General features: G+C 34.6%; 12 protein-coding genes. 3 read left to right on the forward strand and 9 right to left on the reverse strand.

The annotated features are described in order from the left end of the window. Positions 1-15 precede the first annotated feature (15 nt). Positions 16-819, reverse strand: coding sequence for a pyrroline-5-carboxylate reductase (gene proC, locus ACTJJ9_RS18460; protein WP_440768801.1), 804 nt, complete (start codon positions 817-819; stop codon positions 16-18). Between the two features lie 414 nt (positions 820-1,233). Between proC and ACTJJ9_RS18465 the strand changes: the two genes are divergently transcribed. After that, positions 1,234-1,677, forward strand: coding sequence for a cupredoxin domain-containing protein (locus tag ACTJJ9_RS18465; protein ID WP_145584074.1), 444 nt, complete (start codon positions 1,234-1,236; stop codon positions 1,675-1,677). Between the two features lie 71 nt (positions 1,678-1,748). Here the strand turns inward: ACTJJ9_RS18465 and ACTJJ9_RS18470 are convergent, their stop codons facing one another. The 4 genes from ACTJJ9_RS18470 to ACTJJ9_RS18485 all read right to left on the reverse strand — a co-directional run bounded on the left by ACTJJ9_RS18470 (position 1,749) and on the right by ACTJJ9_RS18485 (position 4,469). Further along, entirely contained in the window at positions 1,749-2,933 is a 1,185-nt protein-coding gene (locus ACTJJ9_RS18470; RefSeq protein ID WP_145584072.1) for a DHHA1 domain-containing protein, read from the reverse strand. A 76-nt stretch (positions 2,934-3,009) separates the two neighbouring features. Beyond that, a complete protein-coding gene (locus ACTJJ9_RS18475; RefSeq protein WP_095301238.1) occupies positions 3,010-3,522 on the reverse strand; it encodes a GNAT family N-acetyltransferase in 513 nt (170 codons plus the stop codon). Positions 3,523-3,560: 38 nt separating this feature from the next. After that, positions 3,561-4,091, reverse strand: a complete 531-nt coding sequence (locus ACTJJ9_RS18480) for a helix-turn-helix domain-containing protein (RefSeq protein ID WP_095301239.1) — start codon at positions 4,089-4,091, stop codon at positions 3,561-3,563. Positions 4,092-4,262: 171 nt separating this feature from the next. Continuing rightward, a complete protein-coding gene (locus ACTJJ9_RS18485) occupies positions 4,263-4,469 on the reverse strand; it encodes a DUF6501 family protein (RefSeq protein WP_095301240.1) in 207 nt (68 codons plus the stop codon). A gap of 279 nt (positions 4,470-4,748) precedes the next feature. Between ACTJJ9_RS18485 and ACTJJ9_RS18490 the strand changes: the two genes are divergently transcribed. Further along, the gene (locus ACTJJ9_RS18490) at positions 4,749-6,623 is read left to right on the forward strand and encodes a terpene cyclase/mutase family protein (RefSeq protein ID WP_095301241.1); all 1,875 of its coding nucleotides are present in this window, start codon (positions 4,749-4,751) and stop codon (positions 6,621-6,623) included. Positions 6,624-6,764: 141 nt separating this feature from the next. Next, the gene (locus ACTJJ9_RS18495; RefSeq protein ID WP_095301242.1) at positions 6,765-7,676 is read left to right on the forward strand and encodes a superoxide dismutase; all 912 of its coding nucleotides are present in this window, start codon (positions 6,765-6,767) and stop codon (positions 7,674-7,676) included. Positions 7,677-7,821: 145 nt separating this feature from the next. Here the strand turns inward: ACTJJ9_RS18495 and ACTJJ9_RS18500 are convergent, their stop codons facing one another. From ACTJJ9_RS18500 to sucA, 4 genes are all read right to left on the reverse strand, one after another. Continuing rightward, positions 7,822-8,304: a DUF456 family protein gene (locus ACTJJ9_RS18500; RefSeq protein ID WP_145584070.1), complete on the reverse strand. Its 483-nt coding sequence runs from the start codon at positions 8,302-8,304 to the stop codon at positions 7,822-7,824. Between the two features lie 145 nt (positions 8,305-8,449). Continuing rightward, entirely contained in the window at positions 8,450-9,796 is a 1,347-nt protein-coding gene (locus tag ACTJJ9_RS18505) for a sodium-dependent transporter (RefSeq protein ID WP_145584068.1), read from the reverse strand. A gap of 316 nt (positions 9,797-10,112) precedes the next feature. Further along, positions 10,113-11,363, reverse strand: coding sequence for a 2-oxoglutarate dehydrogenase complex dihydrolipoyllysine-residue succinyltransferase (odhB, locus tag ACTJJ9_RS18510; RefSeq protein ID WP_095301245.1), 1,251 nt, complete (start codon positions 11,361-11,363; stop codon positions 10,113-10,115). A 199-nt stretch (positions 11,364-11,562) separates the two neighbouring features. Then, positions 11,563-14,397 (reverse strand): 2-oxoglutarate dehydrogenase E1 component, encoded by a 2,835-nt coding sequence (gene sucA / locus ACTJJ9_RS18515; RefSeq protein WP_145584066.1) that lies wholly within the window; start codon positions 14,395-14,397, stop codon positions 11,563-11,565. Positions 14,398-14,408: the final 11 nt, after the last annotated feature.

Below are 14,408 nucleotides of genomic sequence, written 5' to 3' on the forward strand. Positions count from 1 at the left end.
GAAAGAAGGAGGAACTTATTCGTTTTCTCCTTTAGCTTTCTTATTTGTTGCTAACACAGCTTTTTTTAATAATTCCTCAAATCCACCTTCTTTTAATACTTTTATCCCTTCAGCAGTTGCACCTCCAGGAGTAGTAACTTGACTTCTTAGTTCTTGAGGCTCTTGACCTGTTTTTAACATTTCGATTGAACCGTAGACCATTTCACTTACTAATTCAGACGCTACCTTTCTTGACACTCCTAATTGCTCGGTAGTGTCAATTATCGCTTCTACAAAAAGGTATAAAAAAGCTGGTGCACTACCAGTTATTGCTGTTAAGAGGTGAATATCATTTTCACTACAATAGTGTGAATGACCGATGGCATTAAGTAGAAATTCCATTGTTTGTTCATGTTGCACTTTTACATGATTTCCATATGTAAATAATGTCATTGAATGCCCTACTTCTGCAGCAGTATTTGGCATCATCCAGGCTACAGGGGTCTTTTCTGGGAGGTATGTTTCAAGAAAAGTTGGACCAATCCCAGCAGCAATTGTAACGATAAATTGATTTGTTATCAATAAATTCATCTGCTCAAGAATGATTGGATGTTGGTCAGGTGGAATAGCAAGAACAATTACTTCCACTTCATTTATTATCTCCTTCCAATCTGCTACCATCTTTACCTCGTATTTTTCAACTAAATATTCTAATCGATTCGAATCGTTTCGATTTGAGATAAACACATTTTCTAAATTCCCACCATTTTTACGATATAAACCTGCTATAATAGATTCTGCCATCCGACCTGCGCCAATAAATAAAATCGATTGCATCATGATGATTCGCCTCTCTTATTTCAATAATGTCTTGATAATTCCTTATATTCCCTTATCTACGTCAGTGCTCATTATAATTTTTTCACTTCAACAACTCCACAAACTTAGAGAAGATCGTTATTTTCAGATTTTTGTATTGAAATGTTCAAAAAATATCATAAAAAAAGACGTCTATTAGACGTCTTTTTTAAACGAATTGAGGCGAAGACTACACGCCACATCGTGTATTACCTATTAAAAGGCTTGTCTTTCGACTTACTCAATTTAGCTCATCGCTATTTCACTATAACACAAAAAAATATAATTGGGAAGACTATATTCTCTTTCAATAGTTTTTATTCTTTTTAACTTTTTAGACAAGTTCACCTCTATTTGTTCATATAGTTGTTGTAGACATGCATTGGGGGGAATAATATGAAATTTATTGTTATTAAACGAAAATGGCTTTTCCTTGTTACTGCAGTAATACTTGCCTGCTGTGCCTATTATTATTCAAAAGGGGCAATTCCTACTTTTCAAAACACTCAAGAAAAGGCAAATTCACTAGAATACCACATGGTTACCGGAGAATTTTCAACAACAACTAAAGATGGCAAAAAAATCGAGGCTTATCGATTTGATCCAGGGACAATCGTCGTTCCAAAAAATGAAGAGGTTTCATTGAGAATTTTTGGTGTCAATGGGGAAGAGCATCCGTTTTATATAGAAGGAACGGATATTAAAGGAACTGTAAAAAAAGGTGAAGAAACTTTAGTTTCATTAAATTTTAAAGAAGCTGGCACTTATAAATTAATTTGTGATACGCATTCCCATGAAGGACATGGAATGCCGATGATAGCTTACATTGTTGTTCAATAGTATTTTTAAGGTCCTAATACGAAAGAAGCTATCTTTCGTATTAGGACTCTTCCTTAACTTTACATAGGTATTTAACCTTGTTTAGCGTCCTTTAATAAATAGTCAATTAGTTTATCATCTTTCGCAAGCCCAACCTGGTAAGTTCTTTTCAAATGACGTTCAGCTGCTTCAAATGATGGAGAGGTATGAGATACCATTTTGTGATTTTTTTCAATTACCCACAAGCCATTTTCTTTTTTATATAATAAGAATAAGTCATCATCCCGATTTTCATAAAGAGCACAACGTTCTTTTACATTGAGTTGATTGTGACGCGCATCCTCTTTTAATGGCTTGAGCTGGAATGGCTTTTCTACAAAAAGTTTAAATGCTTCAGTTGTTAAAGTGCAGCCTGCGGCCTTAGCATGTCCCCCACCGCCAAATTTTCCTGCAAATTCAGAAACATCTATATGATCATGAATCGTTCTAAAACCAACCTTCTTACTACCCATATTCAAAATCACAATACAATCTAAATGTGGGTATTCCTTTCCCAGCGTATTTCCCAATTCTGAGTGATAGGATTCAGCATGAACAATACCTACGCATAGATTTTCTATGAATGTTTGAATTAGCTCCTTCCGCTTCCTGCGGATGTATCTTTCGGTTTTCTTTTCTTCTAAATCTAAAAGCTTTACTTCAAAATCATCAAAACTGAATTGTTCATACTGCTTTATTCTCTCAAGCATACTTTCTTCAAATTCATCAATTGACTGCATATATAATAGATCATTTAATCTTTTAGCGGAAAAATTCGCATTTTTATCCCAATCCCATGTATCATACTGTCTAACAAGTTCGACATAATCCTCGAGCACTTTTGCTGGCTTAATGATCTCTTTTTCGATTAAATATGTATAAAATAACGAAGTAGCTGATGCCTTTTTCCCTTCCGCTTCTTCAACTTTAACATGTCCCCAATTATATTGATTTAAATGTAAAGCTGTTTTATGGTGATCGATTAACTGAACAGAACCACCTTTATTAACGAATTCTTCTAGCCTTTTTTCATTCTCCTGATTTACTGATATATCTGTTATGTACAAAATGTGTTCTTTTTGTTCATTGCTTGTCCTTTTTAGAAACTCCTCTACATGGTAATCTATTCGATTAACAGAAAGATAATGGACGTTTATTTTATCTCCAAAAGCAAGCTTAGCAAGAATGCCACAGCTTACCCCATCTAAATCATTATGAGAAAATAAATGATATTGCATTTACTTCACCGTCTCATTCACTTAAATTTTCGTCTTACTTCAGTATGTGTTTTATTTTAAGTTTCCTATGCATTTTTTAGGATATATTATCGACTCTTTTTCCTAAAATGACTAAGTCCCTTTCTGTTCCTTCCATATCAGCGATTTTAGGAAGGTGAGCCCATTTTTCAAAACTGAATGTTTCAAATAATCGAATGCTTGGTTCATTATGTCCAAACACAAAAGCAAGAATCGTTTTAATTTTTAACTTTGGACAATTAGCAATAGCTTCTTTTATTAGTAACTTACCAAAACCTTTTCCTTGAACACTTGGATCAAGATAAATACTTATTTCAGCTGTTCCGTTATAAGCTGGTCTACCATAAAATGATTGAAAGCTAAGCCAACCCACTATGTTATTATTTTCTTCTAAAACCCATAATGGTCTACGCTCTGCATTATGTTCATGAAACCAGGCTATCCGACTTTCAACCGTTATTTCCTCCAAATCAGCTGTTGCTAGTCTACCTGGAATTGAAGTATTATAAATTTCAACGATTCTCGTTAAATCATCAATATTAGCATCTCTAATGTTTACCTTTTCACTCATAGTCTCTTTCCTTTCACAAATCAATAGATAAAATTTTTTTAATGTTTCGCTTCAGGTATAACAATTGTTGCGATATGTCGTTCACTACGATCTTTAGACGGTTCATTTCCCATTATACTTTTCATTAATTTCGTTAGACCGGTAAGAAATTCATTATATTCTTCATCTGACAAATAAACGATCGCTTCACGAAATAATACTCCATCCCGATACAAATCAAACTCATCCTGATTAAGATATTGTTCGTATTGTCCAAGTAAATAGGTCATAAATGTTAAAAATAAATGAAGCTGTTCATCCTTCGATAAATTTTCCATTTCTTCCTTAGATGCAACTTGGTGATCAGCCAATGCATAAATTTTTTCTACCGTCCCTCGTATTTGATTTTCTTTGATAACTTTAATGATTCCTGCATCTAATAACTTATTTAAATGCCGATATAGCGTTGCTTGAGGTACATTTGTTAATCTCTCCGCCATTTGTCCGACATTTAATTCTTTTCCACCAATCAATGTTTGAACAATTTTCATCCTAACAGGGTGTAAGATTAATTTAGCCTTTGAGTCCAATTTAATCTCCTCCTTAGGTAAATGATAAAAACAGGTAAACAGGTTATTATTTTCATATTTGAGAATAAAAGGGTATTATGCTACGTTTATTTAAAATAGTAGGCAAAACCATCACTTCAAACATCCATATGTAAAAAGAATGACACTTTGGTCATTCTTCATGAACTAAGATTATGCTTGTTCTTCAAAATACTCCTTATAAAAGCCGCCAACTTTACCAGTGTTATCTATGACAAAATAAAATTCTTCTGTTTCATTTTGAACATCATATTGATTTCCAACTGTTAATACATTTTTCACAACATATTTTTTTGCATTAGTATGTATACATGTCACTTTTTTCACTGGTTGTTTCGTTTGCCAAGTTTTATGGATCATATTATTCAGTCCTTTCTATCCTCTAGTTTAACCTGAATGAAAGGAAAATGACAAATAGTATATGACAATTTTTTTAAAAATTCGCAAGTAAAAATGCTATGACAATTTCTCACTTTATTAAAGTGTTGCATAAACAGTTAGATTACTTTCTAATGAGGCAACAAAAAGAGAGGCACATGGTGGAAAAGAAATCACTCGAAATCAAAAATTTCCAGTCAAACTTAAATCCACTCATAACAAACTAGTTTTTGCATATCCATATGCTGAGGTGAACAGTAAATGGTGAATTTCAAGGAAAACATAAAGAAGAAAGTTTCAGTAAGAATAAAGGAATTAGAAATGCTTCAAAATGAGGATGGTACGTGGAATTTTTGCTTTGAAGGTGGGTTGATGACAGATGCATTTTTAATCATTTTATTACGCTCATTACAAATCAATGATGAAGAAAGCTTAATCCTCCGATTAGCAAATCGGATTATCCACTTACAAAATAGTAGTGGTGTATGGGCATCACATCCAGATGAAAAAACTGGTCATCTCTCAACAACAATACAAGCATATACAGCATTACTTTGCTCAAATTATTATACGCGTGAACATCCAAAGCTAAAACAAGCTGAACTTTTCATCCGCCAAAACGGTGGACTATCCAAAGCACATTTTATGACAAAATGGATGCTTGCTGTTAATGGCTTATATCATTGGCCACCACTTTTTTATATACCTATGTCTTTCCTGCTTATACCTTCTACCTGGCCTATCAATATTTATCAATTTAGCGGATACGCGAGAATTCATTTAATCCCAATGATCGTTGCAGCAAATAAAAAATTTTCAATACAAAACTCAAGTCTACCTGATTTAAGTCATCTTATCTCAAATCGTTCTCATAATAATTGGAATTTAGATTGTACTACGAGATCAAATCATTTATTTATTGAAGAAATGAAAAGACTCACTAATTTGCCTCATTATTTTCATCGAAAGGGATATGAGCAAGCAGAGCAGTATATGTTAAAACGGATTGAAGATGATGGAACTCTTTATAGCTATGCAAGTGCTACTTTTTTTATGATTTATGCATTAATAGCTCTAGGATATAATAAGAAATCACCGATCATTCAAAAAGCGATAAATGGATTAAAACAGCTTATTAGTACAAATTGTAATGGAATACACTTAGAAAACTCTACCTCTACCATATGGGATACAGCGCTAATAAGCTATGCATTACAAGAAGCAGGCGTCCCTACTCACCATAAAATGATTAAGAAATCAACCTCATATTTACTATTAAAACAACATAGAAAACTTGGAGACTGGAAGGTTCACAATCCAATCATAGCCCCTGGAGGCTGGGGGTTTTCTCATAATAATACAATAAATCCTGATAATGATGATACTTCAGCCGCTTTAAGAGCAATTACTAGAAGGGCACTGATCGAAAATAAAGCTAGCATCAGTTGGTTTAAGGGAGCAACTTATCTATTATCTATGCAAAATAGAGATGGTGGGTTTGGGGCATTTGAGAAGAATGCAAATTCACTGCTTTTATCATATATTCCACTAGAAAATGCACCAGACGCCGCTATAGATCCTTCAACTCCTGATTTAACCGGGAGAGTATTAGAATTTTTCGGGAATTTCGCAAATTTAACAACACAGCACCCGAGTGTGAAAGCTGCCGTTGATTGGCTTATTTCAAACCAACAGGCAAATGGCTCCTGGTACGGACGATGGGGTGTCTGTTATATATACGGCACTTGGGCTGCAATTACTGGTCTAATTGCAGTTGGATATCCCTCAACTTCTCCGCAAATTGTAAAAGCGATAAAATGGTTAGAATCGATTCAGCACGGTGATGGAGGCTGGGGAGAATCTTGTAAAAGTAGTGAAAAGAAAACATTTATTCCCCTTCCATACAGTACACCTTCACAAACTGCATGGGCTTTAGATGCAATAATCCAAGCTGGTGGCCAAAAAAGGAAATCTGTTGAAAGAGGTATTTCCTATTTATTAAGCAATGAAAAGACGAAAGAAGAAATGTCCTATCCGACAGGTATTGGATTACCTGGCCAGTTTTATATTCATTATCATAGCTACAATAAGATTTTCCCTTTATTAGCATTAGCTCATTATCTACAAAAACAATGATTTTTTTATATATTTAACTCGTTCCAAGCCATTTTCTACTATTACACTGATTTCTTATTTTACTAGATAGTAGATAAATAACTTCAACCTTTTTTTAAAACTGCATATATTGGATACGACGGAAAATGAGGAGGGTTATTGATGTCTGAACAATATCAGATTGTAATGAAGCAATGGTGTGACGATATGCTCGAAGCATATCATCAATATGTTTTAACGCTAAGGGAGCAAATTGGTACAGATACGTTAGAAAAATGGAAGCAACAAATTATTGAATTTCAAGAGGAGCTTTCGAACGAAAAATACATGGATTCAATGGAAATTTATGAACGTGCAAATGAATTATACCTTCAATTTGATTCGTATTTTTCACCTTTTGATCTCCCGCTTGAGGAAAAGTTCATACGGATTCAGCCACAATCAGGAAGTGTTCCAATTGGGGAACATTCTCTCCCACCATTACCATATGAATATGATGCATTGGAGCCTTATATTAGTGAAGAAATCATGCGACTCCATCATGATAAACATCACAAAAGCTATGTCGATGGTTTAAATAAAGCTGAAAAGGAAATGCAAGCAGCCCGTAATTCTAATAATTTTTCCCTTATAAAGCATTGGGCACGCGAGGCTGCATTTCATGGTGCTGGCCATTATCTCCATACAATTTTTTGGAGTATTATGAGTCCAAACGGAGGTGGTGAGCCCTCAGGCTTACTAATGCGCGAAATAACAAATTCATTCGGTAGTTATCAAAAATTTAAAAGACATTTTTCAGAAGCAGCTGCAAATGTAGAAGGTGTCGGTTGGGCAATATTAGTCTGGTCACCTCGCTCAAGACGATTAGAAATTCTCCAATCAGAAAAGCACCAAAATTTAAGCCAATGGGATATTGTCCCTCTTTTAGTTCTTGATGTTTGGGAACACGCTTATTATTTACAGTATAAAACTGACCGAAAAGCGTATATTGAAAACTGGTGGAAAATTGTCAATTGGCGCGAGGTAGAACGAAGATTCCATGAAGCACAACAATTAAAGTGGCAGCCATTTTAATAAAAAGATAAATGAATGAGACTGTTTAAACCGTCCAAATAGCATGATAAACTTCTAAAACAACGTATTAATAAATAAAAAACCAAAAAGGAACGTGTGCCCACGTTCCTTTTTGGATCATGCTTTTATTACTATTTTAAAAAAATTAGAAAATAACTGCTAGTATAAACCAAACAATCATTAGTAATTGAATTAATAATTTAGCAATGCTTCCACCTAAAAACCCTATTACTGTAGCAAAACCAATTTTTGCTGCTTTTTTCGTATCCTTATGAATGATTACCTCAGTAATAAGTACAGCAAGGAAAGGAATGATGATAATACCAAAAGGAGGTAAAATAAACGAACCAATAATCGTAGCAACTACAGCTATTCGTTCAGAGGTTTTTGAACCACCATATTTCTTGACAAAATAACTATTGGCAATAATATCTGCTGCAATCAAGACGATACTTAAGATAATCATACTAATCCAAAACCAAATCGATAAACCATCTGGGTTAATTAGAAACTGGTAAACAGCAAATCCACCCCAGATCATCACAATTGAAGGAATCAATGGGTATACAATTCCAACAAAACTCAAGATAAACAAAATGACAGTGATTCCCCACCATACATATTCCATTTAACTACCTACTCTCTAATATTAAAAATTTAATCCTTTTTGGTACATATCAATTACGTTTGAAATAATCAAAGGTTTCAAAAAATTAAATAAAGGCACAAGCAAATCAATGCTTTGTGCCTCTCTTTATATTTCACTTTCTATTTTATAAAATACCAAGTACATCTAAAAATACAACAATAATCACAATCGGTGCTATATATTTCAAAAGAAAATACCAACATGCAAACACCTTTTTACTTAACTTAGAACCTTGTGTAACCTCATGAAAAAGCATTTCCTTTGAAATCTTAGCTGGCACAAACAATGCAATAAATAACGCACCTAAAGGCATCAAAATATTACTGACAAGAAAATCTGCTGCATCGAAAATTGATTTATCGAATATCAAAACATCGCTTAGAACCCCATATGACAATGTTGAAGGGATGCCGAATATAAAGATACATAAACCAATAATCCATGAGAATTTTTTTCGTTTTGCTTCATTTCCTTTAGCAAGTGGAGCGACAATGATTTCAAGCATAGAGAATGCAGATGTTAATGTCGCAAATAAAAATAGCAATAAAAAAGCGATTAAGAAAAACATTCCAAAAGGCATTTGATTAAAAACTGTCGGGAGCACATTAAATAATAACACTGGTCCTGCATCTGGGGCTAAATCAAATGAAAAAACTGCTGGAAAAATCGCCAAGCCTGCTAATAAAGCAACTAATAAATTTAGAACAACAATGGAAATCGCTGACTGTGGTAAATTTTCCTTTTTCGATAAATAGGAACTATACGTAACCATAACCGAAACACCTACACTAAGGGCAAAAAAGGATTGACCCATTGCATATAAAATCGTCTCAGACGTAATATTTGAAAAATCAGGCTTTAAAAAGAAGATGATTCCTTCCATTGCACCGTCTAATGTAACAGAACGAATAATAAGAACAATAAATAAGATAAAAAGAGCTGGCATCATAAATTGGCTAGCTTTTTCAATCCCATTAGAGACTCCTTTTGAAACAATAAATATCGTAATTGCCATAAACAGTAATTGCGCGAAAATTGTCATACTTGGGTTCGAAATACTTTGATTAAATAGCTCACTATATTGTTGTTCTGTTAGTCCAGATAGTTCCCCTGTTATACCTTTAAAAATATAAATTAATATCCAACCACCAACAACACTATAAAAAGAAAGTAAAATAAAACATGTAATAATTCCTAATCGTCCGATATTGTGCCATAGTGAATTTGGTGCTATTTGTTTATATGATTGGATGGCATCCTTTTGCGTACTCCGTCCAATGATAAATTCCCCCAATAAAAGGGGCAGCCCAACCAATACAGTAAATAAAATAAAAATAAGAAAAAATATTCCCCCGCCACTTGTACCAGCAACATATGGGAATTTCCATATTGCCCCAAGGCCAATAGCTGACCCAGCAGCAGCAAGAATAAATGCAAGTTTTGATGACCATTGTTCAACATTATTACTCACAAAATCACCTCTAAATTTTCTCGTGTTAGCTAGATTGATTAGAAATGATTTTATTCAACCAATTTGATAACCAATACTATTTTAACAACATATTGATAACCATTTTATCATTTTACTACAATAATTTAAATTGCAAATTTTAAAAAAATTCCTTTGTCTTGTAAAATTATTTAGTAAGCTTACAAAGCTACGATAACGAAACATTTTTATATTTACAACGATAACCAATTTGTCTATCTTTTGGTTATTCCTAGTCGACAATTGCTTTTTTGAATTAAAAAGGGGAATGATGTTATTTTCATCATTCCCCTTCATATTATCCTTCTAATAATAAAGATTCTGGGTCCTCAAGTAGCTCTTTAACTGTTGCTAAGAAGCTAACTGCTTCTTTACCATCAACAATCCGGTGATCATATGATAATGCAATATACATCATTGGACGATTTTCGATTTTTTCAGCATCAATTGCAACTGGACGCAATTGAATTTTATGCATACCTAGAATTCCTACTTGTGGTCCATTTAAGATTGGCGTTGACATTAACGACCCAAAAACCCCACCATTTGTAATTGTAAATGTACCACCTTGTAAATCCGATAATCCTAATTTATTATCTCGTGCTTTATTAGCAAGATTTAAAATTTCACTTTCAATCCCCGCAAAGTTCAAGCGATCTGCATCACGAACGACTGGAACAACTAGACCTTCTGGTGCAGAAACTGCAATTCCAATATCATAGTATTTTTTCATGATAATCTCATTGCCTTGTATTTCAGCATTCAGCAATGGGAATTGTTTTAAAGCTGCGACAACAGCTTTTGTAAAGAACGACATAAAACCTAATCGGACTTCATGGGTTTCGAAAAATTTATCTTTGCGACGTTTACGTACTTCCATAACAGCCGTCATATCAACTTCGTTAAATGTTGTTAGCATCGCTGCTGTTTGTTGCACTTCAACTAATCTGTTTGCAATTGTCTGTCTCCGTCTCGACATTTTGATCCGTTCAACTGGTTTACTTGGATTGTCTTGCTGAACTGCAGGTTCTGATGCTTTTGCAACAGGCTTAGATTGTTCTACTCGTACAGGTGTTTCTGTATGTGCTTCAACATCTTGTTTTCGCACTCTGCCTAATGGATCAACTGTTTTTACTTGTTGTAAATCAATGCCACGTTCACGTGCAAGTCTTCTAGCAGCAGGTGAAGCAATTGGACGTTGTTTTATGTCTTCATCATTTTCTACTATTTCGGATGATGCAGTAGGTGCTTCATGGACTTTTACTTCCGCACCTTCATCTTTTCCCTTCTCTAGTGTAGCAGATACAGCTCCTCCATTTTCATCAATTACCCCAATTGTTTCACCAACTTGAACTGTATCACCAGAATCTTTATGTAATTCTTTAAGAACACCTGAATACTCAGCAGTTAACTCAACGTTTACCTTATCTGTTTCAACCTCTAAAAGATATTCACCTTTTTCAACTACATCACCAGGCTGCTTTAGCCATTGTGCGATCGTTCCTTCAGTAATAGATTCAGCAAGCTCAGGTACTTTAATTTCAGCCATGTTGTTTTCCCCCTTAAAGTACTTACTTTTAAAACAAAACTAACATTACATATGATGTAAATGTTTGGTTTTAAACTTAGTAAGTCCCACTTTTTCCTTAATTTTGTTAGTGGGGAGATTATCCCCACATGTCTTTATACATGCCTTCAAAGATTTGCCTTGTTTTCGCCTTTTTTTCAAGAAAAAGGAAAAAAATCCCTTATTTCTTTTCCCAAGTTAACGCTTCAGTAACGATACGATTTTGGTCTTTTCTATGAATATTTGGATCTCCCTCAGCTGGACTCTGTCTTCTTCTTCGACCTATATATTTAACAGGTACTCCTTGTGGTGCTATTTCTCTAAGTTTTGGATCGATAAATAACCAAGCACCCATATTTTGCGGTTCTTCCTGAACCCAGACAATTTCTTCTAATGAAGTTAATTTACTGATAATTGACGAAATAATCTTTTTAGGGAATGGATATAGCTCCTCGACCCGAAGGATATGAACCCAATCCTGATTGCCCTCAAGAGAATTTAATTTATCCGTTAAGTCAATTGCTATTTTTCCGCTACAAAGCACAAGTCTTTTTACCTTCTCAGGAGATTGTCCTAGTCCTGGTTGCTCAATGACAGGCTTAAACTCTCCTTCACTTAAATCAGATAAAGGTGAAACAGTCTGTGGATTTCGCAATAGACTCTTTGGCGTCATTATCACCAATGGTCTTACTTCTTCTCGTTTTAACAAATCAGCTTGTCGTCGTAAAATATGAAAATATTGCGCTGCATTTGTTAAATTCGCTACTTGCCAGCTATCCTCAGCTGCCAATTGTAAGAAACGCTCTAACCGACCGCTTGAGTGCTCTGGACCTTGGCCTTCAAAACCATGTGGTAAAAGCATGACTAATCCAGATTTTTGTCCCCATTTTGCACGACCGGCAGCAATAAATTGATCAAAGAACACTTGGGCAGCGTTTGCAAAGTCTCCATATTGTGCTTCCCATAAAACAAGAGTTTCTGGGGCAAACACATTATAGCCGTACTCGAAGCCAAGAACAGAACCTTCTGATAACGGACTATTATGAACCGCAAATGATGCCTTCGCATCACGCAATCGATGCAATGGTGAATAGGAATCACCTGTCTCTACATCATGAAGAACAATATGTCTTTGTGCAAAGGTTCCCCGTTGTGAATCCTGTCCAGTAATCCGAATTGGTGTACCATCTTCAAGTAAGGAAGCGAATGCTAAAGCTTCACCTAAGGCCCATTCAACTTTCCCTTCTTCTGATAGTGCTTTTGCCCGCTTTTCCAGTATTCGTTTTAATTTAGGAAATACTTTAAAATCCTCTGGCCAACTTACAAGCTCTTCATTTAACTTAAGCAATTGCTTTTTATCGATAGATGTTTTCAATTTTGGTAGACCGCTATTTACAAATTCAGGTAATTGAATTTCATGAACTTGTGAGACTTTTTTATCAGGAACTTTTTGATAGGCCTTTTCCAAAGTAGCTTGAACTTCTTCATTCATTTTTACAAGTTCTTCTGATTTTAAAACACCTTCATTAACCAATTTATTTCCGTAAATCTTACGTACAGTTGGATGTTTTCTTACCTTTTCGTATAACTTTGGCTGAGTCATAGCAGGTTCATCCATTTCATTATGACCAAACCTTCTATATCCGATTAAATCAATTAAGAAATCACTTTTAAATTTATTTCGGTATTCCATCGCGATATGTACTGCAGCTAAACATGCTTCAGGATCATCTGCATTAACGTGTACAATCGGAATTTCATATCCCTTTGCTAAGTCACTCGCATACTTTGTTGAACGAGAATCACGGCTTTCAGTTGTAAAACCAATCATATTATTTGCAATAATATGAACAGTTCCTCCAGTTTGATAGCCATTCAGTTTATTTAAATTTAGAGTTTCTGCTACGATTCCTTCACCTGGAAATGCAGCATCACCATGAATCAAAATTGACATCGCTTTATTGACATCTTGCTTTGGATGACCTTTTTCTGTGCGTTCTTCCTGTGCAGCTCGCGTATATCCTTCAACAATTGGATCAATAAATTCTAAATGACTTGGATTATTTGCTAATGTAACTTTTGCTCGAACAGTATGTTCATCTTTAATTTGCTTATTAGCACCTAAGTGATATTTTACATCTCCACTCCATCCGTAGTTAATACCGATCGAGCCTTCTGAAGGTACAAGCTCTTTATTAGGAGCATGTTGGAATTCAGAAAATATAATTTCATATGGCTTTCCTAGGACATGTGCTAACACATTTAAGCGTCCACGGTGTGCCATACCAATGTTTATCGTATTAGTGCCGACTTCAACAGCACTAGAAATTAATTCATCAAGTATTGGGACTAACATGTCCAACCCTTCAATAGAGAAGCGTTTTTGACCTACAAAGGTACGATGAAGGTATTGCTCAAATCCCTCTACTTCCGTTAGTCTCTTTAAAATAGATTTACGCTTTTCATTTGATAAATCCTTAAAGATTACCCCTGATTCAACTTGTTTTACAAGCCATGTTTTTTCTTCATAATTGTGAACATGACTGAACTCAAATGCGATTGATTTTTTATAAACTTCTTTTAAATATTGAAAAGCCTCAAGCCCATTTGAAACATGGTCTGGTGCATCCTCACAAATAAGATGTGCAGGAATTTCTTTTAAGTCTTCCTTTGTTAAATCATATGATTCTAAAAGAAGAAATTCATTTTTCGTTTTATTCTCTTCTAACGGATAAATAGCAGCATTTAAATGTCCATATCTGCGAATATTAGTCGCAAGATTCACTGCTTCTGCAACTTTTTTCATTTTATCAGCACTAATTGTTTCTTCTGTTGCAAATGTTACTTCATTAGTCTGTATAGAAGGAGAACCCCAGTTATCAAAGATTTCCTTTAATTCTATGTCAATAGAATTAGGATCGGTTTTATATCGATCATACTGTTCCATGACATAGCCGAGGTTTGGACCATGAAAGTCTTCCCAAGGGAATTTCTTCTTCAGTGTGCCTTCTGACATCTAACATTACC

It is taken from the genome of Metabacillus sp. 22489, from assembly GCF_052044855.1.
Lineage (GTDB): Bacteria > Bacillota > Bacilli > Bacillales > Bacillaceae > Metabacillus > Metabacillus niabensis.